A 26,588-nucleotide genomic window follows, 5' to 3' on the forward strand; every position below is an offset into this window, starting at 1 on the left:
GCTTCATCGTTCGACTTGCATGTGTTAAGCACGCCGCCAGCGTTCGTCCTGAGCCAGGATCAAACTCTCCGTGAATGTTTACCGGTAATCCGGTTCTACACTCGCGTTGAGCGGAACCAGGAAGAGGAATAGTCTTCCCGGTTCACAGCGTCCTCGCTGTGTGCCACCCGTAGGTGGACTTTTTCAAAGGAACCTCGACCATCCGAAGATGGACGGGGTATCAACTAATCTGGCGTTGATTTTTGGCACGCTGTTGAGTTCTCAAGGTGCGGACGCTTCCTTTGTACTCACCCTCGCGGGCTTTCCTCCGGGCGCTTCCTTCGTTTCCGACTCTATCAGATCTTTCCGATCCGATTTCCTCGGTGCTTTCCGGTCCCGAATTCGACTTTCGTCTTTTCCGAGGCCTTCCGGCGCGTTCCGACTTTATCAGAAGTTCTGAGTCGGATTTCCCGCCTTCCCGTTCGTCCTCCTGGCGCACGTCGGCGCCGGGGCTTCCCATCTGGCGGAGCCGTAAACGTACTGGAGCGGGGCGCCCCGATGCAAATCGAGGCGCCCCGCTCCTGGTCTGTCCCGTTGTGTCCGTGACCGTCAGACCTCCACGACCACCGGGAGGATCATCGGGCGGCGGCGGTAGGTGTCGGAGACCCACTTGCCGACCGTGCGGCGGATCAGCTGCTGGAGCTGGTGCGGTTCGACCACGCCGTCCTGGGCGGACTTGTTCAGGGCCTGGTCGATCTTCGGGAGCACCGCGTCGAACGCGGAGTCCTCGATGCCGGAGCCGCGGGCGTGGACGTTCGGGCCGCCGACGATCTTGCCGGTCGTCGAGTCGACGACGACGAAGACCGAGATGATGCCCTCCTCGCCGAGGATGCGACGGTCCTTGAGGGACGTCTCGGTGACGTCGCCGACCGAGAGGCCGTCGACGTACACGTAGCCGGCCTGGACCTTGCCGGTGATGCGGGCGCGGCCGTCGACCAGGTCGACGACGACGCCGTCCTCGGCGATGACGATGTGGTCCTTGGGGATGCCCGTCATCGCGCCGAGCTCGGCATTGGCGCGCAGGTGGCGCCATTCGCCGTGGACCGGCATCAGGTTCTTCGGCCGGCAGATGTTGTAGAAGTACAGCAGCTCGCCGGCGGAGGCGTGGCCCGAGACGTGGACCTTGGCGTTGCCCTTGTGGACGACGTTCGCGCCCCAGCGGGTCAGGCCGTTGATCACTCGGTAGACCGCGTTCTCGTTGCCCGGGATGAGCGAGGACGCCAGGATCACGGTGTCGCCGGGGACGATCCGGATCTGGTGGTCGCGGTTCGCCATCCGGGACAGGGCCGCCATCGGCTCGCCCTGGGAGCCCGTGCAGACCAGCACGACCTCGTCGTCCGGGAGGTCGTCGAGGGTCTTCACGTCCACGACCAGGCCGGCGGGCACCCGGAGGTAGCCGAGGTCGCGGGCGATGCCCATGTTGCGGACCATGGAGCGGCCGACGAAGGCGACCCTGCGGCCGTACTCGTGGGCGGCGTCCAGGATCTGCTGGATGCGGTGCACGTGGCTGGCGAAGCTGGCCACGATGATGCGCTTCTGGGCGTTGGCGAAGACGTTGCGCAGGACGTTGGAGATGTCCCGCTCGTGCGGGGTGAAGCCCGGGACCTCGGCGTTCGTGGAGTCGGTGAGGAGGAGGTCGATGCCCTCCTCGCTCAGCCGCGCGAAGGCGTGGAGGTCGGTGAGGCGGTTGTCCAGCGGGAGCTGGTCCATCTTGAAGTCGCCGGTGTGGACGACCATGCCCGCGGGAGTGCGGATGGCGACGGCCAGGGCGTCGGGGATGGAGTGGTTGACGGCGACGAACTCGCAGTCGAAGGGGCCGAACCGCTCACGGTGCCCCTCGGCCACCTCGAGGGTGTAGGGGCGGATGCGGTGCTCCTGGAGCTTGGCCTCGATGAGGGCGAGGGTCAGCTTGGAGCCGATGAGCGGGATGTCCTGCTTCATGCGGAGCAGGTACGGCACACCACCGATGTGGTCCTCGTGGCCGTGGGTCAGGACGATGCCGACGACGTCGTCGAGGCGGTCCTGGATGGTGGTGAAGTCGGGCAGGATCAGGTCGACGCCCGGCTGCTCCTCCTCGGGGAAGAGGACGCCGCAGTCGACGATCAGCAGACGGCCGTCGAACTCGAAGACCGTCATGTTCCGGCCGATCTCACCGAGGCCGCCGAGCGGGGTGACGCGCAGGCCGCCCTTGGGCAGCTTCGGCGGGGCGCCGAGTTCAGGATGCGGATGGCTCAAAAGTCTCTCCTCACCACACGCGCCACGTGCCGGCTCGGGCACGTGGCGCGCATGACATTCGTGCACTTGCTGTTGTTTTCAGTTACGGCTGTTCAGTTGTGAAGTCTGTTGTCAGAGCTGTACCCCGCCGGCGGCCAGGTCCACCTTGAGCTGTGCGGTCTCCTGCTCGGAGAGCTCGACGAGCGGCAGGCGCAGCGGGCCGGCCGGGAGGCCCTGGAGGGCGAGGGCGGCCTTGGTGGTGATGACGCCCTGGGTGCGGAACATGCCGGTGAAGACCGGCAGGAGCCGCTGGTGGATCTCGGTGGCCTTCTGGACGTCGCCGGACAGGTGCGCCTCCAGGAGGAGGCGGAGTTCCGGGCTGACGACGTGGCCGACGACGGAGACGAAGCCGCAGGCGCCCACGGAGAGCAGCGGCAGGTTGAGCATGTCGTCGCCGGAGTACCAGGCGAGGCCCGAGCGGGCGATGGCCCAGCTGGCGCGGCCGAGGTCGCCCTTGGCGTCCTTGTTGGCCACGATCCGCGGGTGCTCGGCGAGGCGGACGATCGTCTCGGTGTCGATCGGGACGCCGCTGCGGCCCGGGATGTCGTAGAGCATCACAGGGAGCTCGGTGGCGTCGGCGATGGCCGAGAAGTGCCGGTACAGGCCCTCTTGCGGGGGCTTGTTGTAGTACGGCGTGACGGCGAGCAGGCCGTGTGCGCCGTCGCGTTCGGCGGCGCGGGCGAGCTCGAGGGTGTGGTGGGTGTCGTTGGTTCCGATGCCGGCGACGACGTGGGCGCGGTCGCCGACCGCCTCCAGTACGGCCCGTACGAGCTGCGATTTCTCCGCGTCGGTGGTGGTGGGGGACTCGCCGGTGGTGCCGTTGACGACCAGGCCGTCGTTGCCGGCGTCCACGAGGTGGGTGGCCAGTCGCTGGGCGCCGTCGAGGTCGAGTGCGCCGTCCGCCGTGAAGGGCGTGACCATGGCGGTGAGGACCCGCCCGAAGGGGGTCTGCGGAGTGGAGATCGGAGCCATGGGTAACACGCTACTCGCTGCTCAGCGCCGGGTGTCCCCTAGGGGGACGCGATAAGGGGAGCCCGGCACTGCCTGCTCGGGGGTTCAAGCAGTGCCGGGTCCGTTTGATCAGCCTAGATGAACTTCACGAAACGTCGCAATACGGACACTTCGCACGAGAACTTCGTACTTATGTGCGTCACGAGCCGGAACAACGGCACCACAGGACCCTTCCTGCCGCAGGCGGCGCGGCCGGCGGCGGTCTTTCCGGGGCTCGTGCGACCGTCCACCGACGCCGGTCCTTCTCAAGAATGAGATTAGGCCGCTTTGATGAAAAAACGGCACCAAAGCGCCGGTTCGATCGTCTGTACCTGTGACAGCAGCGAGAGCGCCCCCTGGCGCCGATTCCCAAGGAGAGTGACCACCCATGCGAGAGGCCGTCCCGTTCGCGTTCGTCGCGGAGTCCGACCGCTTCCGCAGTAACGTCACTCCGCCACCCCGGCAGCGTCCCACCGCCTCCCAGCTCCTGGGTCGTACGCTGATCGGGCTGACCGTCGTCGCCGGCCTCGTCGGCTCGCTGATCCTCGGGATGCCGTCCCTCGACTCCGGGGACGCGGGCGGGCACCGACAGCGGTCCGAGGCTTCCGACGGCCGCTGAGGTAGCCTCACCGGGCACAGCCACCGAACGTGCTTGTGAGTGAGGACCTGTCGTGCCCCTGCCCTTTCTGACGGCCGACCGCGCATTTGACGCGACCGAGGACGTCGCGCTGCCGTTCGACGACCACGACGTGTGGCGTCGTCCGTACCGCCCGGGGCCGTGGCGCGTGGGCGCGGCCGCGCTCGCCCTGCTGCTCGCCTCCTTCGTCCTGCTCGCGTCCGTCGTCATCGCCGCCGCGGGCGCGACCGCCGGCGCCCTGGGCACCTTCGGCTTCGCCGCGCTGATCATCGCCGTCGCGCTGCGCGCGCTGCGGATGGGCGTCTGGGTGAGCCGGGCCGGACTGCGGCACGTGTCGTTCTTCTCGACCCGGACCGTGCCGTGGGCGCAGACCTCCGCGGTGCGCACGGTGCAGCAGCCGGTGCGCTGGCTGGGACTGCCCCGCACCGTCCAGGGCCAGGCCCTCGTCCTCGTACGCCGCGGTGGTGAGCAGGCTCCGCTGCTCACCGACCACAACGCAGACTTCCTGTCGCGCGTCGAGGCCTTCGACCGCGCGGCGGACACGATCGAGGCCTGGAACGCGGAGTACGCCGCCCCCTGAGCGGCACCGAGAAGCACGAACGGCCCCGGCACGAGAGCGTGCCGGGGCCGTTCGCCTGTGCCGGGCCGTGCGCCGCTGCTACGCCGCCTCGTGCAGCGCGATCGCGCGCTGCATGGCCTTGCGGGCGCGCGGGGTGTCCCGCGCGTCGTGGTAGGCCACCGCGAGGCGGAACCAGCAGCGCCAGTCGTCCGGGGAGTCCTCCGTCTCGGCTTTGCGCCGGGCGAAGACCTCGTCGGCCGAGTCGCGGTCGATGCGGCCGCCCTCGGTGCGCCGCAGCTCGTCGACGGGCAGGCCGCCCTCCGCCTCCAGCTCCGCGGCCAGCCGGTTGGCCCGGCGCGCGAAGCGGGTGTTCTTCCACAGGAACCAGCCGCCGACCAGCGGCAGCAGGAACGCCACCGCGCCCATGCCCATCGCCGCGGGCTCGCCGGTCAGCAGGAGCAGGACGCCCTCCATGCCCACCACGCCGAAGACGAGGACGAGGACGGTGGAGAGGAAGACGTACGTGATCTTTCCGCCCATGACCGTCAGCCCAGGTCCAGGAAGTGTTCCAGGCCGAAGGTGAGGCCCGGGGTGGTCACCACGCGGCGGGCGCCCAGCAGGATGCCCGGCATGAAGCTGGAGTGGTGCAGCGAGTCGTGGCGGATCGTGAGGGTCTCGCCCTCGCCGCCGAGCAGCACCTCCTGGTGGGCCAGGAGGCCCGCCAGGCGTACGGCGTGGACCCGGACGCCGTCGATGTCGGCGCCGCGCGCCCCGTCCACCCCGGTCGTGGTGGCGTCCGGCTGGGCGCCCAGGCCGGCCTCGGCCCGGGCCTTGGCGATGAGCTGGGCCGTGCGGGTGGCGGTGCCCGAGGGCGCGTCCACCTTGTGCGGGTGGTGCAGCTCGACGACCTCGACGGACTCGAAGTACGGGGCCGCGATCTGCGCGAACTTCATGGTGAGGACCGCGCCGATGGAGAAGTTCGGCGCGATCAGGACACCGGTCTGCGGGGACTGGTCGAGCCAGGCTCCCAGCTGCGCGAGGCGCTCCTCGGTCCAGCCGGTGGTGCCCACGACCGCGTGGATGCCGTGGCGCACGCAGAAGTCGAGGTTGCCCATGACCGAGGCGGGCGTGGTCAGCTCGACGGCGACCTGGGCGTCCGCCTCGACGAGCGACTCCAGCTTGTCGCCGCGGCCGAGGGCCGCGACCAGTTCCATGTCCTCGGCGGCCTCGACGGCCCTGACCGCCTCGGAGCCGATCCGGCCCTGGGCTCCGAGGACCGCCACACGCAGCTTGCTCATCTGATTCCTTAGGGGCGTGAAAGGGGTGCTCAGGCGACCGCGTGGTGGAGGCGGTCCGCCTGCTTGTCCTTCAGCGGGCCGATCACCGAGAGCGAGGGCCGCTGGTCCAGTACATCGCGGGCCACCTCGCGCACGTCGTCAGGGGTGACGGCGGCGATCCGGGCCAGCATCTCGTCGACCGACATCTGGGCGCCCCAGCACAGCTCGCTCTTGCCGATGCGGTTCATCAGCGCACCGGTGTCCTCGAGGCCGAGCACGGTGGAGCCGGACAGCTGGCCGATGGCGCGGGCGATCTCGTCGTCGGTGAGCCCGTCGGAGGCGACCTTGTCGAGCTCGTCCCGGCAGATCTTGAGCACGTCGTGGATCTGGCTGGGCCGGCAGCCCGCGTACACGCCGAACAGGCCGCAGTCGGCGAACCCGGAGGTGTACGAGTACACGCTGTAGGCGAGGCCGCGCTTCTCCCGTACCTCCTGGAAGAGGCGGGAGGACATGCCGCCGCCGAGGGCGGTGTTGAGCACGCCGAGCGCCCAGCGGCGCTCGTCGGTGCGGGCCAGGCCCGGCATGCCGAGGACCACGTGCGCCTGCTCGGTCTTGCGGCCGAGCAGCTCGACCCGGCCCGCCGTGCGGATGGTGCGCCGGCCGTCGCGCGGGGCGACGGGGCGGGCGTCGGTACGGCCGAGGGCGCCGGCCTTCTCGAAGGCGCGGCGGACCTGGCGTACCACCGTGGCGTGGTCGACGTTGCCGGCGGCGGCGACGACCAGGTGCGTCGGGTCGTAGTGCTTCTTGTAGAAGCGGGCGACCTGGTCGCGGGTGAGCGCGTTGATGGTGTCGACGGTGCCGAGGACCGGGCGGCCCAGCGGGGTGTCGCCGAACATGGTCTGCGCGAACAGGTCGTGCACGACGTCGCCGGGGTCGTCCTCGGTCATCGCGATCTCCTCGAGGATGACGCCGCGCTCGGCGTCCACGTCGGAGTCGAGGATGAGCGAGCCCGTGAGCATGTCGCAGACGACGTCGATCGCCAGCGGCAGGTCGGTGTCGAGGACCCGGGCGTAGTAGCAGGTGTACTCCTTCGCCGTGAAGGCGTTCATCTCGCCGCCGACCGCGTCGATCGCGGCGGAGATGTCGAGGGCGGACCGCTTGTGGGTGCCCTTGAAGAGGAGGTGCTCCAGGTAGTGGGTGGCGCCGTTGAGTGCGGGCGTCTCGTCCCGGGAGCCGACGTGCGCCCAGATGCCGAAGGTGGCGGAGCGCACCGAGGGCAGGGTCTCGGTGACGATGCGGAGGCCGCCGGGGAGGGTGGTGCGCCGGACCGTGCCGATGCCGTCCTTGCCCGGGAGAAGCGTTTGGGTACGGGCGACGGCCCGCCCCTCGGTGGAGGGGCGGGCCGTCGTCGCGGAACTGCGGGACGTCACTGGTCGGTGTCGTCCTTCTTCTCGTCCTCGCCCTCGATCACGGGGATCAGGGAGAGCTTGCCGCGCTGGTCGATCTCGGCGATCTCGACCTGGACCTTGGAGCCGATCGCGAGCACGTCCTCGACGTTCTCCACGCGCTTGCCGCCGGCGAGCTTGCGGATCTGCGAGATGTGCAGCAGGCCGTCCTTGCCCGGGAGCAGGGAGACGAAGGCACCGAAGGTGGTGGTCTTGACGACCGTGCCCAGGTACCGCTCGCCGACCTCCGGCATGGTCGGGTTGGCGATGCCGTTGATCGTGGCGCGGGCGGCCTCGGCGGCCGGGCCGTCGGCGGCACCGATGTAGATGGTGCCGTCGTCCTCGATCGTGATCTCGGCGCCGGTGTCCTCCTGGATCTGGTTGATCATCTTGCCCTTGGGGCCGATGACCTCGCCGATCTTGTCCACGGGGATCTTGACGGTGATGATCCGCGGGGCGTTCGGGGACATCTCGTCCGGCGTGTCGATCGCTTCCATCATCACGTCGAGGATGTGGAGGCGGGCGTCGCGGGCCTGCTTGAGGGCCGCGGCCAGGACGGAGGCCGGGATGCCGTCCAGCTTGGTGTCGAGCTGGAGGGCGGTGACGAACTCCTTCGTACCGGCGACCTTGAAGTCCATGTCGCCGAAGGCGTCCTCCGCACCGAGGATGTCGGTGAGGGCGACGTAGTGCGTCTCGCCGTTGATCTCCTGGGAGATCAGGCCCATGGCGATGCCGGCGACCGGGGCCTTCAGGGGCACACCGGCGTTCAGCAGCGACATGGTGGAGGCGCAGACCGAGCCCATGGACGTCGAGCCGTTGGAGCCGAGGGCCTCGGACACCTGACGGATCGCGTACGGGAACTCCTCGCGGGTCGGGAGGACCGGCACGATCGCGCGCTCGGCGAGCGCGCCGTGGCCGATCTCGCGGCGCTTCGGCGAACCGACGCGGCCGGTCTCGCCGACGGAGTACGGCGGGAAGTTGTAGTTGTGCATGTAGCGCTTGCGGGTCACCGGCGAAAGGGTGTCCAGCTGCTGCTCCATGCGCAGCATGTTGAGGGTGGTGACGCCCAGGATCTGGGTCTCGCCACGCTCGAACAGCGCGGAGCCGTGCACGCGCGGGATGGCCTCGACCTCGGCGGCGAGGGTACGGATGTCCGTGATGCCGCGGCCGTCGATGCGGACCTTGTCCTTGATGACGCGCTCGCGCACCAGGGCCTTGGTCAGGGAGCGGTAGGCGGCGGAGATCTCCTTCTCGCGGCCCTCGAAGGCCGGGAGGAGCTTCTCGGCGGCGATCTCCTTGACGCGGTCCAGCTCGGCCTCGCGGTCCTGCTTGCCCGCGATGGTGAGCGCCTGGGCCAGCTCGCCGCGGACGGCCTGCTCCAGGGCGGCGTAGACGTCCTGCTCGTAGTCCAGGAAGACCGGGAACTCGCCCTCGGGCTTCGCGGCCTTGGCGGCCAGGTCGGACTGGGCCTTGCAGAGGACCTTGATGAACGGCTTCGCGGCCTCGAGGCCGGCGGCGACGACCTCCTCGGTCGGCGCCTCGGCGCCGCCCTTGACGAGGGCGATGGTCTTCTCGGTGGCCTCGGCCTCGACCATCATGATCGCGACGTCGCCGTCCTCCAGGACGCGGCCGGCGACGACCATGTCGAAGACGGCTTCCTCGAGCTCGGTGTGCGTCGGGAAGGCCACCCACTGGCCCTTGATCAGCGCGACGCGGACGCCGCCGATCGGGCCGGAGAAGGGCAGGCCGGCCAGCTGGGTGGACGCGGACGCGGCGTTGATCGCGACGACGTCGTACAGGTGGTCGGGGTTGAGCGCCATGACCGTGGCGACGACCTGGATCTCGTTGCGCAGGCCCTTCTTGAAGGACGGGCGCAGCGGGCGGTCGATCAGGCGGCAGGTGAGGATCGCGTCCTCGGAGGGGCGGCCTTCCCGGCGGAAGAAGGAGCCGGGGATCTTGCCGGCCGCGTACATCCGCTCCTCGACGTCGACCGTCAGCGGGAAGAAGTCCAGCTGGTCCTTGGGCTTCTTCGAGGCGGTGGTCGCCGAGAGGACCATGGTGTCGTCGTCCAGGTAGGCGACGGCGGAGCCGGCGGCCTGCTTGGCGAGGCGGCCGGTCTCGAAGCGGATGGTGCGGGTGCCGAAGGAGCCGTTGTCGATGACGGCCTCGGCGTAGTGGGTCTCGTTCTCCACTAGCGGTTTCTCCTACGTTTTCGTCTTTGCGTCCGCGTGCCCGTGTGGCACGGAACGGTGCGGGAGAAGCGGTGTCGTGGCGGGCCGGTCTTCGATCGAAGCTCCCGGGGACGATGAGGGTCCGGGGGCCACTACCGAGGACCGGCGGCGTGCCGGCTGCTTCTCACGCGGTGATGTGGCGTTGTGTGACCAGACTAAGTGCCGGTGGGTACATCGCGCACGTACAGCAAAGGGAGCGGCCCCCTGAAAGTGGGAACCGCTCCCTTCACAGCGTCTTACTTGGCGCCGGCGGCGCCGCGGCGGATGCCGAGGCGGTCGACCAGCGTACGGAAGCGCTGGATGTCCTTCTTGGCCAGGTACTGCAGCAGGCGGCGGCGCTGACCGACCAGGATCAGCAGACCACGACGGGAGTGGTGGTCGTGCTTGTGGGTCTTGAGGTGCTCGGTCAGGTCCGAGATGCGGCGGGACAGCATCGCGACCTGGACCTCGGGGGAGCCGGTGTCGCCCTCCTTGGTGCCGAACTCGGCCATGATCTGCTTCTTGACTGCGGCGTCGAGAGCCACGCGGATCTCCTCTTGGTGTTCGTGCGCCCACGAGTGCCCCTGGTCTTGGTCTCAGGGGAAGCTTCCGTGACTCGGGAGCGAAGGTCCGATGAGCGCTGCTCCCCGATGTTCCGAGCGGATGCTCGAGGGCTTCCGGGAGCGCGTACACAAACGGCCGTCACACAGCGTACCAGCTCGGCGCTACGGCCCGGGGGCCTGGTGGACGCCTGGCCGGCCGGCCGGGCGTCCGGGCGCCTGCGGGCAGCCGGTCAGCCGGTCAACGAGCGGGCGCGCATGAAGACGTCGAGGACGGCGAGGCACAGCGGCACCAGCGACAGCAGGACGAAGCCCTCGGCGAGGTCGAGCAGCCGGCCCCAGAAGGGCGAGAGGCCCTTCCTCGGGATGATCAGGCCGATCGCGGTGACCAGGGCGGCGCCGGCGGCCACGGCCGCGGTCAGCCAGATCGTACGGATGTCCAGGCCGCCGCGGTCGCCGTACATCAGCAGGTCCTTGACCAGGTCGACCGGCGGGTTCAGGGAGAGGCCGAGGACCAGCAGGGCGATGGCGGCCAGGCCGGCCACCAGCACGCAGGTGACCTGCGAGGTGTAGCGGAAGAGCCGGGCGCGCAGCAGCATCGCGAGGCCGGCGGCCAGGGCGAGGAGCTGGCCCCACATGTTCCCGGCGAAGCCGAGCACCGCGCAGGAGCCGACGACGACCGCCGCGCAGCCGCCGACCAGGCCGAGCAGCATCTCGTGGCCGCGGCGGGCCTGGAGGGCGATGCGCTCGGCGTCGACCGGCTGCGCCTCCTCGGGGCCCGGCTGGTGCGGCTCGGCGAGGAACTCGTCCTCGGTGGCGCTGCGCGGCGAGGCGTAGCCGATGGGGAGGCGGGCGAAGCGGGCCGACAGGCCGGGCAGGAAGGCGACCAGGCCGATGGCGACCGGGACGCACACGGCGGCGGCCTGGGTGGCGGAGGCCTCGGCGAGGATGGCGACGAAGGTCGCGAGGGTGCCGACGGTGGCGAGGAAGGTCGCGGCGACGAACGGCGCGTCGCCGCTCGGCGTGAGCGCGACGAGGACGACGGCGGCGACCAGGACGGTGACGCAGCCGAGCAGGAACTGGAGCCGGCCGGGGCCCTGGCCCGGGTCGGCGGCGATGATCCCGGAGCCGGCGATCAGCAGCAGCGGCAGCGCGCCGAGGCCGAGGGCGACGGCGGTGGCCCGGTCGCCGTACACCCGGGCGCGGACGCCGGCGAAGGCGGTGAGCAGTACGCCGGCGGCGCCGGCGATGACGCCGGGCAGGCTGTGCATGTCGTGGCGGACCGGGTCGGCGAACCAGAGCACGAAGCCCATGAGGACGAGCAGCAGCACGCCGCCGACGAGTCCGGCGCCGCGCAGCAGGTCGTCGCTCCACAGGTGGCGGTCGCGGGTGACGGCGGAGGCGACGGCGTCGGAGACGTCGTCGAAGACGGCGGGCGGCAGCGACTGTGCGAACGGGCGCAGCGAGAGGACCTCGCCGTCGAGGACCTGCTGGGCGGCCAGGGTCCGGGCGCCGTCGAGGACGGAGCCGTCGCGGCGGACGAGGTGGTAGCCGGTGGGGGCGCCGGCCGGCTGGGTCTGGCCGGTGAGCCGGAGGATCTCCGGGTAGACGTCGGCGACGGCGATGTCCTCGGGGAGTGCGACGTCGATGCGGCTGTCCGGCGCCACGACGGTGACACGGCAGAAGCCGGTCGCTGCGGTCGTACTCACGTTTCTGGACCCCCTGATTCGCGGTTGCGCACAGTGCTGCGCCACCCTACCGGGGACCGGGGGCGGTGGCTGCAAGTAGGATCCTTCCCTCGCAGGGGGAGGCCGTCGCGAACGGGGCGCCGGCGCGGAAGCTCCTCCACGAGCCCGCCCGTAACGAGGGATTGATGCGCCGGTGAGCCAGATCGTCGTCAAACGCCCGCCGAGGTCCCTTCCTCCGGAAGTACCCGGTGAGGAACTGGTCCTGGAGTCTCCGCCGGAACTCCCGCGGGGTCAGCAGGAGTCGGCGCTGATGCAGCTCCTGCCGATGCTCGGCATGGGTTCGTCCGTGGTGTTCTTCTTCATGACGCCGTCGCCGATCATGCGGATCATGGGCACCCTGATGCTGGTGTCGACGGTCGGTATGGCGATCGCCCAGTTCGTGAGATTCCGTCGCGGTGCGCAGGGGCAAATGGCCGATGTGCGGCGCGACTACCTCAAATACCTCGCGCAGACCCGGCGTACGGTACGGCGCACGGCGCGCCGGCAGCGTGACGCGCAGCTGTATCTGCACCCGGCGCCCGAGCAGTTGTGGTCGGTGGTGGCCGAGGGTTCGCGGGTGTGGGAGCGGCGGGTCGGCGACCACGACTTCGCGCAGGCCCGGATCGGGCTCGGCGCCCAGCAGTTGGCGACTCCGCTGGTGGCGCCGGACACGGCGCCGGTGGACGAGCTGGAGCCGCTGTGCGCGGGTGCGATGCAGCAGTTCCTGGCGGTGCACGGCACGTTGGACGGGCTGCCGATGGCGGTCTCGATGCGGGCCTTCTACCACGTGACGGTGTCCGGTGACCCGGAGTCGGCGCAGTCCGCCGCGCGCGGTCTGGTGGCGCAGCTGGTGACCCTGCACTCCCCCGACGACCTGATGCTGGCCGTGGTGGCGGCGCGGGGCGCGCAGGAGCGCTGGGACTGGACGAAGTGGCTGCCGCACACGCAGGTGCCGGGCACGGTCGACGGGGCGGGCACGCGGCGGCTGTTCGGCGACGACCTGGGCGAGCTGGAGGGGCTGATCCGTTCGCGGCTCGACGGGCGGCCGCGGTTCAGCCGGGAGAACCAGCCGGTGCTCGACCAGCCGCATGTGGTGGTGGTCCTCGACGGCGGGATGGTGCCGCCGGACTCGCTGCTCGCGGCGGCCGAGGGTCTGCAGGGCGTGACGATCGTCGAGGTGGTCTCGGGCGAGCTGGACGAGCCGCGCGGCGGTCTGTCCGTGGTCGTGCGGCCGGGGCGGCTGCGGCTGGAGTCGGGCGGCGGTTTCGCGTACGAGGGCGTGCCGGACCAGATGTCGCTGCCGGCCGCGGAGGCGCTGGCCCGGCAGCTGGCGCCGCTGCGGATGGGCGGCGGGGACGACGACGAGCCGCTGCTGGCCAACCTGGACTTCACGGATCTGCTGAACCTGGGCGACGCGGCCGCGGTGGACGTGGCGCGCACCTGGCGGCCGCGGTCGGTCGCGGAGCGGCTGCGGGTGCCGATCGGTGTCGGCGAGGACGGGCAGCCGGTCATGCTCGACCTGAAGGAGGCCGCGCAGGAGGGCATGGGCCCGCACGGTCTGTGCGTGGGCGCGACGGGTTCCGGCAAGTCGGAGCTGCTGCGCACGCTGGTGCTCGGTCTGGCGGTGACGCACTCCTCGGAGACGCTGAACTTCGTCCTCGCGGACTTCAAGGGCGGCGCGACCTTCGCGGGCATGTCGCAGATGCCGCACGTGGCGGCCGTCATCACCAACCTGGCCGACGACCTGACGCTGGTCGACCGCATGGGTGACGCGATCCGCGGTGAGCTGCAGCGGCGCCAGGAGCTGCTGCGGTCGGCGGGCAACTACGCGAACATCCACGACTACGAGAAGGCGCGGGCGGCCGGTGCGCCGCTGGAGCCGCTGGCCTCGCTGGTCCTTGTCATCGACGAGTTCTCCGAACTCCTCACCGCCAAGCCGGACTTCATCGACATGTTCATCCAGATCGGCCGCATCGGCCGTTCGCTGGGTGTGCATCTGCTGCTCGCCTCGCAGCGCCTGGAGGAGGGCAAGCTGCGCGGCCTGGACACGTATCTGTCGTACCGGATCGGTCTGCGGACCTTCTCGGCGGCCGAGTCGCGCACGGCGATCGGTGTGCCGGACGCGTACCACCTGCCGTCGGTGCCCGGTTCGGGCTATCTGAAGTTCGGTACGGACGAGATGACGCGCTTCAAGGCGGCGTACGTCTCGGGCACGTACCGTACGGGCGGGCCGCGCCTGGAGGCCGGGAACATGCCGATCGAGCGGCGGCCGGCGCTCTTCACGGCCTCGCAGGTGCCGGTGGTGTACGCGGCGCCGGACCCGGCGTATCTGACGGCGCAGCGGGCGGAGGAGGACGAGGCGCTCGCGGACACGGTGCTCGACGTGATCGTGCGCCGTCTGGAGGGCCAGGGCGTGCCGGCGCATCAGGTGTGGCTGCCGCCGCTGGACCAGGCGCCGTCGCTCGACCAGCTGCTGCCGGGGCTCGCGCAGACCGCGGACCGTGGTCTGACGGCGACGGAGTACACCCGGCCGGGCGGGCTCACGGTGCCGCTGGGTCTCATCGACAAGCCGTTCGAGCAGCGGCGTGAGGTGCTGTACCGGGACTTCTCGGGCGCGGCGGGCCACATGATGGTGGTCGGCGGCCCGCAGTCGGGCAAGTCGACGCTGATGCGGACGCTGATCTCGTCGTTCGCGCTCACCCACACCCCGGCCGAGGTGCAGTTCTACTGCCTGGACTTCGGTGGCGGCGGCATGATGTCGCTGGCCGAGCTGCCGCACGTCGGTGGTGTGGCGTCCCGGCTCGACCCGGAGCGGGTGCGGCGCACGGTCGCCGAGGTGCTCGGTGTGCTCAACCGGCGGGAGGAGTTCTTCCGCTCGAACGGCATCGACTCCATGACCACCTACCGGCGCAAGCGGGCGGCCGGCGAGCTGCCCGGCGAGGCCTGGGGCGACGTGTTCCTGGTGGTCGACGGCTGGGGCGGCTTCCGCAACGAGTACGAGATGATGGAGCCGATCGTCTCCGACATCGCCGCGCGCGGTCTGGGTTACGGCGTCCACGTGGTGATCACCGCGGCCCGCTACATGGAGGTGCGCGCGGCGCTCAAGGACCAGATGCTGGGCCGTCTGGAGCTGCGGCTCGGTGACGTCATGGACTCCGAGTTCGACCGCAAGGTCGCGGCGAACGTGCCGACGGGCGTGCCCGGGCGCGGTCAGGTGCCGGAGAAGCTGCACTTCATGGGCGCGATCCCGCGGATCGACGGGTCGAGCTCGGCCGCGGACCTGTCGGACGGTCAGGCCGCGTTCGTCCAGGCGGTGAAGGCCGCGTGGACCGGCGCGCCGGCCCCGGCGGTGCGGCTGCTGCCGCGCCGGCTGCTCGCCGAGCAGCTGCCGAAGGGCTTCGAGTACCCGCAGCACGGCATCGCGATCGGCATCGACGAGACGAACCTGGAGCCGGTGTTCGTCGACTTCGAGACCGACCCGTTCTTCCTGATCTTCGGTGAGAGCGAGTCCGGCAAGACGGCGCTGCTGCGGCTGATCGCCAAGCAGCTGTGCGAGCGCTACACCCCGGAGCAGGCGCGGATCGTGGTCGGCGACTACCGGCGCACGATGCTGGAGGCGGTCGCGCCCTCGCACCTGCTCGAGTACGCGCCGATGGCGTCCGCCATGCAGATGCACATGGAGGCCATCAACACGGTGATGACGAAGCGGGCCCCGAAGCCCGACATCACCCCGCAGCAGCTGCGCGACCGCAGCTGGTGGACGGGCCCGCAGCTCTACGTCCTGATCGACGACTACGAGCTGGTCGCGACGAACTCCGCGAACCCGCTCCAGGTGCTGGTGGAGAACCTGCCCTTCGCCCGCGACGTCGGCATCCGCTTCATCGTCGCCCGCAGCGCGGCCGGCGCCTCCCGTGCCATGTACGAGCCCTTCATGCAGCGCGCGAAGGAACTCGGCGCGCAGGGCGTCCTGCTGTCCGGCGACCCGGGCGAGGGCGACATCCTCGGTAACCTGCGCGCCAGGCCCATGCCGCCCGGCCGTGGCACCTTCGTCTCCCGCAAGCGCGGCACACCGCTGGTGCAGCTGGGCTGGCTGCCGGACAGGAGTTAGGGGACATGGGCTTCGACGAACTGTGGGGCGAGGTACGGGCCGCGGCGACGGAACGGGTCGTGGACGGGGCCGCGTCGGGCCCGCCGGGCCCGTCCGCGGCGAGGGCGGCCGCGGACGCCGGCACGGAGCCGGGCACGGGCGCGGGCACGGGCACGGGCACGGGCATGGACGCCGCGGCGGTGGCGGAGGCGCGGGAGGCCGTGCTGGAGCGTCTGGCGGACTTCCGTTCGCGCGCGGTCCTGGTGCCCATGGACGCGGCGGGCGGGCTGTGGACCGCGGACTTCGGCGGAGTGGGCTGGATCTGCGCCTTCACCGACGAGGCCGCGCTCGCCCGGTTCGCCGAGGCGCGCGGTGAGGAGTCCGTGGAATGGGACTACCGCCGGGTGCTCGGCTCCCGGCTGCTGGACGACGTGGTGCCCGCGGCCGGCTTCGTCTGCGGGGTGGCCCTGGACGCGGGCAGTCCCGGCGGGACGCTGTTCCCGCCGGTGAAGGGCATCGTGCCGGACCGCGCGGCGGTCGACGGCGAAGGTACCGACAACGGGGGTGAGAGGTCATGACGGGTGGCGAACCCGATCTCGCGGCGTCCAAGGAGGCGCTGAACCAGATCGCGACGGGCCTGACGGGAGTGCTCGCCGAGCTGAAGGAGCTCGGCATGGTGGGCGAGGCCGGCATGGGGCGCGGCTTCTCCGACCTGGGGCTCACCGGCATGGAGACGGGGCACGACGGGCTCAGCTCCTCGCTGAAGACGTACTGCGAGCGCTGGGAGTGGGGCGTCCGCTCGCTCGTGCAGAAGGGCTCGCTGTACGCGAAGCTGACCGGCCTGTCGGCGGGCACGTTCCACGAGCAGGAGCAGTACATCGGGGGCGCGTTCAAGGTGCTGACGAACTCCGCGATGGGCAATCCTTACGCCTCGGAGGACGAGATCACCAAGAAGGACTGGGGCGACGTGCTGTCCAGCAACACGTTCACGCACATCCGGGACGCCGACTACAGCCAGGAGTCCTTCGACCGGGCCGGCGACAACATCGAGCAGGCCTGGAAGAACACCGCCTGGGACGTCTCGGACTCCCCGATGGTCATGACCAACGGGATCATCGACGCCGCCGGCCTGCGCGACGACCTGAACGACCGGCTGGAGCAGACGCTCGGCCCGCGCCAGCAGCCCGGCCAGGAAGGCCCGCAGGCCGAGCAGCAGGGCGGTGGTCGCTGATGGTGAGCCTGGGTGGTCTCGGCGACCTGGTCAGCGGCGGAAAGCACCTCGTCGACAGGGGACTCGACGTCGTCGAGGACGGCATCGACGCGGGCAAGCGGGTCCTCGGTACCGGCATCGACAAGGGCACCGACCTCATCGGCGAGGGCCTGGACCGGGTCGGCGCGGAAGACCTCGCCGACAAGGTGACCGACTGGGGCGACGACACCGCGTCGTCCCTCGGCGCCCGGGTCGGCGAACAGCAGCTGGGCCAGACCGAGGAGGCGAACGAGCTCGTCCACGGCAAGCCGGACCGCATCCGCGAGGTCGCGAAGCACCTGAGCGACTTCCACGCCGCGTTCGACCGGGTGGGGCAGGGACTGCGGCGGCTGGACTCGGGGCAGTGGAAGGGCGTCGCGGGCGACGCCTTCCGCGAGAAGCTGGACATGCAGCCGGCCAAGTGGCTGGAGGCGGCGGACGCCTGCGAGACGGCGGCCGCGGCGCTCGGGCGGTTCGCGGAGACGGTGGTCTGGGCGCAGGGGCAGGCGAAGGAGGCGATCGAGCTCTACCGCCGCGGCAAGGAGTCGTCCGAGAAGGCGGCAGCGGCCTACCGGACGACGGTCGAGACCTACAAGGCCGCCGTCCGCGACGGCCGCGATCCCGGCCCCGAGCCGGCCGACTTCAGCGATCCGGGCGAGGCGGACCGCCAGCACGCCCGGGACCTGCTGCAGGAGGCCCGCCGGCAGCGTGACGAGGCGGGCTCGGCGGCCCAGAGCGCCGTCGACAAGGCGATGGCCCACGCCCCGCAGGAGCCGCCGGCGACGGACCGCCTGGCGATGACGGCGTTCGACGCGTACGGGGCGCTGAACATCGAGGGCGCCCATGTGGTGGGCGGCGTCGTCAAGGGCACCGCGGGCCTGCTCAACTTCGTCCGCGGCCTCAACCCGACGGACCCGTACAACCTGACCCACCCGGCCGAGTACCTCCAGAACGTCAACATGACGCTGGCCGGTGTCGTCTCCACCGCCGCCCACCCCGAGCGCATCCCGGGCGCCCTGATCGACTCCTTCAAGAAGGACCCGAGCGAGGGCCTGGGCCGGCTGCTGCCGGAGCTGCTCGGCACGAAGGGCTTCGGCGGCGTCAGGACCGGCATCCGGGTCGGCCTCCGCGAGGGCGCCGAGTCGGCCCTGGAGAACGCCGCCCGCAAGAGCGTGGACGACGTGCCGCGGCAGCGGGTGCCGGAGCCGCCGGCCTACCCGCCGACGGTGCACGACCGGCTGGCCGTGGCGGCCGACCGGTCCGTGGACGTGTCGAAGCTGCCGGACAACGTGGAGTGGCGGACGACGAACGAGCCGCTGTACCGCAACGACTCGCGCGGGCCCGACGAGATCTTCCGGGACGGCTTCAAGCCCTGGAACAACCACAACACCGACCTCGACGGTTACGTCAAGCACAACAACGAGTCGGTCTACGTGGGAACCACCCGCGACGCGGACCTGAAGTGGGACAAGCGCTACGTCTACGACATCGACGCGCCCGGCGGCATCGACGTCAACAAGTCCGTCCTCGACAACCCGTTCAAGAACGAGCAGGAGATCGCCTTCCCGGGCGGTGTGCGCTCGGAGAACATCAAGGGCGTCTGGGAGAACATGCCGGACGGCTCGAAGAACTACATTCCCAATCCGCACTACAACCCGCACGCCCCGGCGGCCGGCGCGGCTCCGGCCCCGCCTCCCTCACCGCTGCTACCTCCTGGATGGACCCAATGAGCGAAAGGCTGCTCGGCAGCAGGAACGACGTCACCGCCGTGCGGGGCGACGAGCGTGTGAGCTGTGGGCTGCGGTGGTGGACGACCGGCGAGTCCGGGCGGCCCTACGGCGTCGAGGCGACCGGCCCGTGGGGCACGGAGCGGGTGCTCGGGCGGAATCTGTGGAGCGCGCTGCGTGAGGTGCGGCAGGCGCTGGAGGGCCACGGCTGGCTGCTGGCGGTCGCCGGGGCGCGCGGTGACGTGCGGCAGAGCGGGATGCTGATGGGCAGCGGGAGCGACCGGGCGTACGTCCTGGTGCCCGGTGAGCCGGCCGATCCGGAGCGGATGGTCGGGCTCTTCGAGGACGCGCCGGTCGCGGACGCGCTGACCGTCGAGGCCCAGGACGCCGCGTACGACCGCATCCTGAAGGCGCCTCAGAAGCCCGAGGAGCCGCCCGCGGCGCCGGAGGGCCGACAGCAGCCGCCCGGCCCGGCGCAGGGCCCGCAGGACCCGCCCGCGGCGGCGCAGGGCCCGCAGGACCCGCCGCTGCCGCCTCCTCCGTACCAGCCGGGCACCTGGCTCTACTCGATCGACCCGATGTACGACCCGGCCGGGAACGTGCCGCCGTTCGCGGTCGTCGGGGCCTGGCCGGTGGACGGGAGCGGGAATCCCGGCGCCTTCCGGCGCAATCCCGACTACCGCCCCTCCCCCATGAGTCTGGGGCTCGCCCGGCCCACCGACCCGGTGGACGCCGCCGTGCAGCTGGCGGCGACCGGGCACGGTCCGGAGGAGGCGGTGGCGGACGCGCTGGCGCGGGCGACCGTGTACGTGCCCGACGAGGGCACGGGCGACGTCTCCGTCTACGAGGACGAGCAGGGGCGGTTCGTGCCGGTCCTGACGGACCCGAGCCATGCCCCGGCGAACGTGCCCGGTCTGCGGGCCGTCACGGGCGCGCAGCTGGCGCGGGTGCTGCCCGCCGAGCTGGTGCTGAAGGTGAATCCGGGCGGGGCGGTGTCCGTACGGGTGCCCGTTTCGGACGTACGGGCCCGGGCCGGGCAGGGCGGCCAGTAGGGTGACCCGCAGGCTCGTTCACAGCTGATCGGCACAGACAAGGACCGCGCTCATGGCTGACGCCCAGGACAGGGAACGTGTGAAGGAAGAGCTCTACGCGCTCGACATCTCCGGTGTCGAGTGGCAGGGAGCTCCGGGGACCAGTCCGGACGAGGAGCGGGTGGAGATCGCGCATCTGCCGGGCGGTGGCGTCGCGATGCGGTCCTCGCTGGACCGGGACACCGTGCTGCGGTACACGAAGGCCGAGTGGGACGCGTTCGTCCTCGGCGCGCGGGACGGCGAGTTCGACCTCACCTGACCGCCGGCCGGAACGACGCGAGGGGGGTGGCCCGTGGAACGGGCCACCCCCCTCGGCGTCGGGGCGCGGACGTCAGCCCATGAGCATGCGGAAGCGGGCCGCGTTGCCCTTGTCGGTGTCCTGGTAGCCGACCACGGACTCGTCCAGGAGCCGGGCGATCTGCGCCAGGTCCTGGTTCATGCCGGCCATGTCCTTCGTGAGGCGGTCCTGGCTCTCGCGGTACGCGGTCTTCGCCTCGCCCTCCCAGTTGGAGGCGACGCGGTTGACCTCGGCCATGAGGTCGCCGAGCTTCTGGCTGAGCTGGCTGGAGGTGGTGCGGACGTCCGATGCCGCCTGCGTCACGGTGTCGTAATTGACCGCAGTAGTCATGTTCGTGGCTCCTGAAGTGTGAGGTGCGCCGAGGAGGTGGTGGAGGGCCTGGCTCAGGCCATGCCGAGGATGGCGCTCTGGCCGCCCGCGGTGTCGTCCATCTTGCGGAAGGACCGGATGCGGTCCTCCTCCTCGCGCGTGAAGCCGTCGGCGCTCATGCGCATGACCTCTTCGAGCTTGATGAGCTCGACGCGCATGTTGCGCAGACGCAGGTTCAGGTCGTTCTGGACCCGGTCGTACTCCTTGCTCGCAGCGCCCTGCCAGCCCGCCTGGATGCGGTCCACCACGCCGTTGAGCGAGGTGATGCGGGACTGGAGCTCGTCGTGGAAGTCCTGGATCCGGCCGGCGAGCTTGACTTGTTCGGCACTGGTTACGTTCAGGTCTTTCGACATCTTGCCCCTTCTTCCTTCGGTGGCTGCGGCGGTCGGGCCGCCAAGCCTTCCGATCGCGATGCGGACGGGTATCTCGTGATGCCGCCCCCGTGCTGGGATCGCACTGCCGTGCCCCCCACGGCCACTCTAGCCATTGGCGACGGCAGTTCCAACTGCAAAGTACCCAACGGATACTTGGCTCGTCGGCGTGCTTACCGGGCTGCCCTTCGGCGGCGGCTGTCGCGGATCACCGCGGCGGTGCCGGCGACGACCGACACCAGGACCGCGGCGATCCCCAACGCGTACGTGGCGAGGCGTTCGGAGCGCTCCTGAGGGGTCTCCGACAGCGCCAGGTGCGCCGGTTCGGGAGCCGGTGGTCTGGGCGGGCCGGGGTCCGGGGTGGGACCGGTCTCCGGCGGTTCGGGGCCGTCGGCGAGTGCCCGGACGGGATCGACGACTCCCCAGCCGACGTAGTTGTCGTGGCCCTTGACCGAGCGGACGGCCGTCTGCTCGATCCGGGTCACGATCTGTGCGCCGGTCCACTTCGGGTACTTGGCGCGCAGCAGGGCCGCGACACCTGAGACGTACGGCGCGGAGAAGCTGGTTCCGTTGTCGACGCACTGACCTCCGCCGGGCACGGTGGAGACGATGTCGACGCCGGGCGCGGCGACTCCGACGAACGTGCCGGCCTGCGAGAAGACGGCGCGTTCGTTGTTGCGGTCGGAGGAGGCGACCGCGAGGACTCCGGGGAAGGCGGCGGGATAGGTGTTCTTGAGCCTGCCGTCCATGCCGTCGTTGCCGGCGGACGCGACGACGACCACGCCCTTGGCCACGGCCTTGGCCACCGCCCTGCCCAGGGTCGAGTCGGGGCTGAGCGGCTGGGTGGTGTCCTGGGAGATGTTGATGACCTGGGCGCCCTTGGCCAGGGCGTGCTCGATGGCCAGCGCCATCGTGTCGGTCTTGCCGCTGTTCTTCTCGTCGTTCTGCCGGATCGGGATGATCGTCGCCTCGGGCGCGAGGCCGACGAAGCCGGTGCCGTCGGCGGGCCGGGCGGCGATGATGCCGGCGACCTTGGTGCCGTGGCCGACCTCGTCGACGGTGCCGTCGGTCTTGCCGCGCTGCTCGTCGCCGATGCCCGGGTTGTTCTTGTCGGGCTTGAGGAAGTCCTTGCCGGCCTTGGCGTCGACGGCCCGCTTCAGCTGCGGGTTGACGTCGTCGACGCCGGTGTCGATGACGGCGACCCGGACGCCCTTGCCCTTGGTGTCCTGCCACAGCTCGTCGAGCAGCACCCGCTGGAGCGACCAGGGAATGCCCTCGATCTGCTTCTTCATCGGGAAGGTGCACTCGCCGCTGCCGTCGAGACGCGGGCGGTCCGGCGCGTGCGTGTCCCGCGCGTGCCCGTCCCGGGCGGTCGGGTTCTGCGCGGGCGCGTTCTGCGCGTACGCGGCCGGAGGCGCGGCCAGGAGGCCCGTGAGGGTCGTCGCGGCGAGCAGCGCCGCCGTCCGCGCGCCGCGCGCGCCCCGTGCCGTACGCGTGGTGGTACGGGTGGTCGTCACGTTGCCTTCCTCCTCACGAACCCTGCGGCTGCCGCGCGCTGTTGGTGTCCAGGCGCGGTCCCTTCGACAGGAATTCCGACCACTCCATCGGCACGAGCACCGGAGTGACCCTCTCGTAGCCGAGACGCCTCTGCGCGTCGCTGGGTTCCGGGCGCCCGTCGCTCTGCGGCTGCTGCGGCGCGCCGATGTCGGAGCGGCCGGAGTCGCTGTCGCCGTTGGCCTGGACGGCGTAGCGCAGACCGGTGTCGGTGACGAGGAAGAGCGAGCCGTCGGGCTTGGACTGGTTGCCCTGGATCTGGGTGTAGAGCAGTCCGGTGCCGGGCGTGACGTAGGTGCTGGTGCCGCCGGCCGTGATGTCGGCGGGATAGGCGGTGCCCGCCCAGGTCGACAGGGTGGTGTTGCCCTTCTCGTCGACGCTGCGCAGGACCGAGCAGATGGTGTCGCGGGCGCCCGCGCCGCCGACGGTGTTGATCTGGTCGGACCGGCGCTGGGGCCAGTGGCGGCGGCCCTCGAACACCTCGGAGTCGGGCGTGAGGGAGGCCGCGTCGACCGGACTCGCCTGGCCCTTCATGCCGAGTCCGACGGTCTGCGGGGAGTTGATGAGCAGCCAGGCGGTGAACGGCGAGACCGGCTGGACCTTGCCCTGGAGCACCACGTAGTGCTGGGGCCCGGAGCCGGTCTGCGCGAGCAGCACCATGCCGATCCGGTCCTCGGTGCCGGTGAGCGTGCCGCCGGCGCCCGCGGTGGTGCCGACCTGGCCGGGGATGTGCGGGAAGTCGACGGGCTCGCCGGTCTTCAGGGTGGCCAGCCAGTCGTCGGTGACCTGCTGGGGCTGCCGGTTGACGCCGAAGAGCGTGGTGACGAGGTTGGGCGTCTTCTCGTCGATCCGGTACTTCGTGCCCGTGTGGTCGACCAGGAACTGGGCGCCGTCCTTCTGCCCCTTCACGTACAGGATCTGACCGTCCTTCAGCCTGTTGCGGTCGTCGGTGCGGCCGAAGTCGCGCTTGGCGAAGAGGAAGGTGGCCTTCTGCACGCTGCCGCCGTGGCCGCCGCCGGGCTGCTCGCACACGGCCCAGCGCTTGGCGTCACCCGCGTCCGCGGGCGCGGGCAGGCGGTCGGGCGCGTAGGGGATGCCGAGGATCGGGCCGCGCGGCGGCTTGCCCTCGTCCAGGGTCTTGTCGTCGACCTGGATGACCTGGAAGTCGTCGGGGCTCAGCAGGAGGCGGGCGGAGGCCAGGTTGAGCACCGGGTGGAGCAGGGTCTTCTTGTTCTTGCCCTTGCCGGTGGTGAGGACCACGTAACGGGTGGTGGACTGCTTGCCGACGATCACCTTGGTGCCCGGCTTGTCCCAGTCCTTGGGCGCGGTGGGCTTGAACATGCCCCAGGCGCCGAAGCCCGCCATCACCAGCGCGCCGACGATCAGCCCGGGAAGCACCGCGCGCAGCGGCCTGGGCGCTCCCTCCTCCGTACCCGAGGGAGAGGGTTGGAGGAATGCCGCGACCGTGCGCTTCTTCGCAAAGGTGTACGCGTTGAGCTCGTCCCGCCGTGATGCCATGAGTCCCCATTTTCGTCAGGCGCAGTCATCCCGCGGCGAGTCCGGGGAGCATGGCGCCCGGGCCCCCGCCTTGTCGACCGGCCCCCTACTATGCCTGCTGTCCGCAGACGCTTGTGGGCCGGGTAGGGTGATCCGGCCGCCAAAGGCCTGGCGGGCCACGGTGATCGGGACGAATTGAGGGGGATTCTCCATCATGGCTTCCGCGACGCGGACGCGGCCCGCTGCGGCCGCGTCCTCTTCCGCGCCCTCCACCTCCCCTGCCCCGGGGCCGGGTTCACCGGTCGCGTCCTCGGTCTCACCGAGACTCCAGGCCCGGCCGGGACACTTCGGGGCGTTCCGATTGCAACAGCTCGTACTGATCGAGGTGGCGGCCGCCCTGCTGGTCGTCGCCGCGGTCGTCGACAAGCTGATGCTCGTGCCCGCCGGTGTGGTCGCGGCCCTGCTCGTGCTGCTCGCGGTGGTGCGCCGGCACCGGCGTTCGCTGCCCGAGTGGCTCTCCACCTTCCTCGCGCTGCGCGCCCGCGCCCGCCGGGCCGCCTCCTTCACCGTGCCCGAGGGCACGGAGCCGGGGCTCGCGCCGGTCGTCGAGTGCGACCCGGCGCTGCGCACCTACGCGTACAGCGACCGCGACCGGCGCCCGGTCGGGATGATCGGTGACGGCACCTTCCTCACCGCGGTCGTACGGATCGAGTCCGACGGCTCGGCGCTGCGGCCCGACCGCGCGGCGCGGCCGCTGCCCGTGGGGCTGATCCGGGACGTGCTGTCGGTGGACGGCATCCGGCTCGAGTCGGCGCAGATCGTGCAGCACACCCAGCCGGCGCCCGCGCCGCACCTGCCCGCGCAGTCGATGGCGGCCCGCAACTACGGTCCGCTGCAGGCACAGACGGGTTCGCCGGCCGTCCGGATCACCTGGGTCGCGCTCAAGCTCGACCCGGAGCTGTGCCCGGAGGCGGTCGAGGCGCGCGGCGGCGGCATGCAGGGCGCGCAGAAGTGCGTGGTGCGGGCGGCGGACCAGCTGGCGAGCCGGCTCGCCGGCGCCGGTTTCCGGGCCACGGTCCTCAGCGAGCAGGAGCTCGTCTCGGCGCTCGCCACCTCCACCTGCGCCAGCCCGCTGGCGATAGCGCAGGCGGGCCGCGGGCAGGCGCAGGGACGGCGTACGCAGGAGACGGCACGGACCTGGCGGGTCGACGACCGGCGGCACACGACGTACTGGGTGGGGCGCTGGCCCCAGCTCGGCGGCGCGGGCGGCGCGGGGGCCTCGATGCCGCAGCTGGTGGCGCTGCTGACCTCGCTGCCGGCGCTGGCGACGACCTTCAGCCTGACGCTGAGCGGTGGTGACCGCCAGGAGGTGACGGTCACCGGACATGTACGGATCACCGGGCGCAGCGACGAGGAACTGGTGGCCGCCCGGCACGAACTGGAGCGCGTGGCACGCGGTGTGAAGACGGGTCTGGTGCGGCTCGACCGCGAGCAGGCGCCGGGCATGCTGGCGACGCTGCCGCTGGGGGGTGCGCGCTGATGACGACACCGATGCCGACGGGTGCGGGTGCGGGAGGTCCGGCGGAACCGGGCGCCGGCGGGCCGATGACGGGCGGCGTGACCGGCGGGGTGCCCACCTCACGGCGGGCCCGCCCGGCCGGCGGCCGCGGCGGCGCACGGCGTACGGGACGGGGCACCAAGCCCCGGTTCGGCTTCGGGCTCATCGGGCCGCGCCGCGACCGCCACTCCGTGCCCGTGGACCAACTCGGCGCGCTGGCACTGCCGGTGGGCGACGACGGACTGGTCGTCGGCGTGGACGCCGAGGGCCGCCCGGCGGTGCTCGGCATCAACCAGCCGAGCCCGTACGACGTCACGCTCATCGGCGGCCTGTGGACCGCGCAGGTGCTCGCGCTGCGGGCGGCGGCCACCGGCGCGCGCGTCGCGGTCGAGACCGGCCGCGCGCCGGCCTGGACGGCGCTGGCCCAGGCGGCCGGCGGCGGCCAGCCCTGCATCACTCTGCACGACGTGGGCCGGGTGCCGCCGCAGGGCGCGTCGGCCGGAAGTCCCGTGGTCGTCGTCCGCGACTGCGGCATGCGGCCGCCGCGCGGCCGGGTGGTGTCCGGTCCCTGGCAGTCGGTCCTCACGCTCCTCCCCTACCTCAGCCCGGTGGCGCCGCGCCTCCTGGAGAAGTCCTCGCTGGTCGGCGTCCAGCGGGTCTCGCCGGACGAGGCCGCGCAGATCGGCCGCATCATGGGCCTGCAGCGGGCCGAGTGGGAGGCGTTGTCGACGCTGGCCGACGGCGTGACGCTGTGGTGCACTCCCGGAGACCGGCAGTTCGTGATGACACAGGCCACGGACGCCGAGACCGGACTGCTGGGCGCCGCCCGGCGGATGGACTGAGACCGGCGGGAACGGCCGGACCGGACGGATCCGGAGGGGCGGGCCGGACCGGACGGGTCCGCGGCGAAACAGCCGAACCTGTCCGTGTATGGGCAGGTTCGCAGCACCGGGGGTTTCACTCTCCGGTACGCGCGGGTCACTTGGGGGCCGCGCCGGTCCCGCGCACCGGCCGGCGGCGGCGGGACGGCCCTGCCGGACGGACACGGTTGGCGTTTAGGGTGGGAGGT

Annotated in this window: 22 protein-coding genes and 1 rRNA gene; 10 read left to right on the forward strand and 13 right to left on the reverse strand. The window is 71.3% G+C overall.

The genetic code is table 11. The annotated features are described in order from the left end of the window. The 3 genes from ACIGO8_RS00005 to dapA all read right to left on the reverse strand — a co-directional run. Positions 1-75, reverse strand: a 16S ribosomal RNA gene (locus ACIGO8_RS00005); the annotation flags it as partial. A 513-nt stretch (positions 76-588) separates the two neighbouring features. Then, positions 589-2,274: a ribonuclease J gene (locus tag ACIGO8_RS00010; protein ID WP_399722090.1), complete on the reverse strand. Its 1,686-nt coding sequence runs from the start codon at positions 2,272-2,274 to the stop codon at positions 589-591. Between the two features lie 111 nt (positions 2,275-2,385). Further along, positions 2,386-3,285: a 4-hydroxy-tetrahydrodipicolinate synthase gene (gene dapA / locus ACIGO8_RS00015; RefSeq protein WP_399722092.1), complete on the reverse strand. Its 900-nt coding sequence runs from the start codon at positions 3,283-3,285 to the stop codon at positions 2,386-2,388. A gap of 406 nt (positions 3,286-3,691) precedes the next feature. Between dapA and ACIGO8_RS00020 the strand changes: the two genes are divergently transcribed. Both ACIGO8_RS00020 and ACIGO8_RS00025 read left to right on the forward strand, forming a co-directional pair. Beyond that, on the forward strand, positions 3,692-3,922 hold the full coding sequence (locus ACIGO8_RS00020) for a hypothetical protein (RefSeq protein WP_399722094.1): 231 nt from the start codon (positions 3,692-3,694) through the stop codon (positions 3,920-3,922). Positions 3,923-3,974: 52 nt separating this feature from the next. Beyond that, positions 3,975-4,520 (forward strand): hypothetical protein, encoded by a 546-nt coding sequence (locus tag ACIGO8_RS00025; RefSeq protein WP_399722096.1) that lies wholly within the window; start codon positions 3,975-3,977, stop codon positions 4,518-4,520. Between the two features lie 78 nt (positions 4,521-4,598). Here the strand turns inward: ACIGO8_RS00025 and ACIGO8_RS00030 are convergent, their stop codons facing one another. From ACIGO8_RS00030 to eccD, 6 genes are all read right to left on the reverse strand, one after another. Next, positions 4,599-5,039 carry a hypothetical protein gene (locus ACIGO8_RS00030; protein ID WP_399722098.1) on the reverse strand — a complete coding sequence of 147 codons (441 nt, stop codon included), beginning with the start codon at positions 5,037-5,039 and terminating at the stop codon, positions 4,599-4,601. A 5-nt stretch (positions 5,040-5,044) separates the two neighbouring features. Beyond that, positions 5,045-5,797: a 4-hydroxy-tetrahydrodipicolinate reductase gene (gene dapB / locus ACIGO8_RS00035; protein WP_399722100.1), complete on the reverse strand. Its 753-nt coding sequence runs from the start codon at positions 5,795-5,797 to the stop codon at positions 5,045-5,047. Positions 5,798-5,826: 29 nt separating this feature from the next. After that, complete coding sequence (locus tag ACIGO8_RS00040) at positions 5,827-7,206, reverse strand: M16 family metallopeptidase (protein WP_399722102.1); 1,380 nt, start codon at positions 7,204-7,206, stop codon at positions 5,827-5,829. Beyond that, positions 7,203-9,413 (reverse strand): polyribonucleotide nucleotidyltransferase, encoded by a 2,211-nt coding sequence (locus tag ACIGO8_RS00045; protein WP_399722104.1) that lies wholly within the window; start codon positions 9,411-9,413, stop codon positions 7,203-7,205. The genes ACIGO8_RS00040 and ACIGO8_RS00045 overlap by 4 nt, the downstream gene beginning before the upstream one ends. 275 nt (positions 9,414-9,688) lie before the next feature. Continuing rightward, positions 9,689-9,976 (reverse strand): 30S ribosomal protein S15, encoded by a 288-nt coding sequence (gene rpsO, locus ACIGO8_RS00050; RefSeq protein ID WP_030496547.1) that lies wholly within the window; start codon positions 9,974-9,976, stop codon positions 9,689-9,691. A gap of 248 nt (positions 9,977-10,224) precedes the next feature. Beyond that, positions 10,225-11,700: a type VII secretion integral membrane protein EccD gene (eccD, locus tag ACIGO8_RS00055; protein WP_399722107.1), complete on the reverse strand. Its 1,476-nt coding sequence runs from the start codon at positions 11,698-11,700 to the stop codon at positions 10,225-10,227. Between the two features lie 172 nt (positions 11,701-11,872). On the opposite strand from eccD, the gene eccCa reads away from it, so the two are divergent. The 6 genes from eccCa to ACIGO8_RS00085 are packed head-to-tail and all read left to right on the forward strand — an operon-like array spanning position 11,873 to position 20,131. Further along, complete coding sequence (gene eccCa / locus ACIGO8_RS00060; protein ID WP_399722109.1) at positions 11,873-15,826, forward strand: type VII secretion protein EccCa; 3,954 nt, start codon at positions 11,873-11,875, stop codon at positions 15,824-15,826. Positions 15,827-15,831: 5 nt separating this feature from the next. Then, the gene (locus tag ACIGO8_RS00065; protein ID WP_399722111.1) at positions 15,832-16,383 is read left to right on the forward strand and encodes a hypothetical protein; all 552 of its coding nucleotides are present in this window, start codon (positions 15,832-15,834) and stop codon (positions 16,381-16,383) included. Next, complete coding sequence (locus ACIGO8_RS00070) at positions 16,380-17,036, forward strand: hypothetical protein (RefSeq protein ID WP_399722113.1); 657 nt, start codon at positions 16,380-16,382, stop codon at positions 17,034-17,036. The genes ACIGO8_RS00065 and ACIGO8_RS00070 overlap by 4 nt, the downstream gene beginning before the upstream one ends. After that, on the forward strand, positions 17,036-18,784 hold the full coding sequence (locus ACIGO8_RS00075) for a putative T7SS-secreted protein (RefSeq protein WP_399722115.1): 1,749 nt from the start codon (positions 17,036-17,038) through the stop codon (positions 18,782-18,784). Before ACIGO8_RS00070 ends, ACIGO8_RS00075 begins: the two co-directional genes overlap by 1 nt. After that, complete coding sequence (locus ACIGO8_RS00080; protein ID WP_399722117.1) at positions 18,781-19,833, forward strand: type VII secretion system-associated protein; 1,053 nt, start codon at positions 18,781-18,783, stop codon at positions 19,831-19,833. Before ACIGO8_RS00075 ends, ACIGO8_RS00080 begins: the two co-directional genes overlap by 4 nt. Positions 19,834-19,885: 52 nt before the next feature. After that, on the forward strand, positions 19,886-20,131 hold the full coding sequence (locus ACIGO8_RS00085; protein WP_399722119.1) for a DUF397 domain-containing protein: 246 nt from the start codon (positions 19,886-19,888) through the stop codon (positions 20,129-20,131). Positions 20,132-20,203: 72 nt separating this feature from the next. On the opposite strand, the gene ACIGO8_RS00090 is transcribed toward ACIGO8_RS00085, so the two are convergent. The 4 genes from ACIGO8_RS00090 to eccB all read right to left on the reverse strand — a co-directional run bounded on the left by ACIGO8_RS00090 (position 20,204) and on the right by eccB (position 23,982). Continuing rightward, a complete protein-coding gene (locus tag ACIGO8_RS00090; RefSeq protein ID WP_399722121.1) occupies positions 20,204-20,500 on the reverse strand; it encodes a WXG100 family type VII secretion target in 297 nt (98 codons plus the stop codon). A 53-nt stretch (positions 20,501-20,553) separates the two neighbouring features. Then, positions 20,554-20,892, reverse strand: coding sequence for a WXG100 family type VII secretion target (locus tag ACIGO8_RS00095; protein WP_399722123.1), 339 nt, complete (start codon positions 20,890-20,892; stop codon positions 20,554-20,556). A 191-nt stretch (positions 20,893-21,083) separates the two neighbouring features. Beyond that, positions 21,084-22,427: a type VII secretion-associated serine protease mycosin gene (mycP, locus tag ACIGO8_RS00100; RefSeq protein ID WP_399722125.1), complete on the reverse strand. Its 1,344-nt coding sequence runs from the start codon at positions 22,425-22,427 to the stop codon at positions 21,084-21,086. Between the two features lie 13 nt (positions 22,428-22,440). Then, positions 22,441-23,982, reverse strand: a complete 1,542-nt coding sequence (gene eccB, locus ACIGO8_RS00105; RefSeq protein WP_399722127.1) for a type VII secretion protein EccB — start codon at positions 23,980-23,982, stop codon at positions 22,441-22,443. Between the two features lie 193 nt (positions 23,983-24,175). Between eccB and eccE the strand changes: the two genes are divergently transcribed. Both eccE and ACIGO8_RS00115 read left to right on the forward strand, forming a co-directional pair. Further along, entirely contained in the window at positions 24,176-25,501 is a 1,326-nt protein-coding gene (gene eccE, locus ACIGO8_RS00110) for a type VII secretion protein EccE (RefSeq protein ID WP_399722129.1), read from the forward strand. Beyond that, complete coding sequence (locus ACIGO8_RS00115) at positions 25,501-26,361, forward strand: hypothetical protein (RefSeq protein ID WP_399722131.1); 861 nt, start codon at positions 25,501-25,503, stop codon at positions 26,359-26,361. The genes eccE and ACIGO8_RS00115 overlap by 1 nt, the downstream gene beginning before the upstream one ends. Positions 26,362-26,588: the final 227 nt, after the last annotated feature.

This window comes from Streptomyces sp. NPDC053493, assembly GCF_044544825.1.
In the GTDB taxonomy this organism is placed as follows: Bacteria; Actinomycetota; Actinomycetes; order Streptomycetales; family Streptomycetaceae; genus Streptomyces.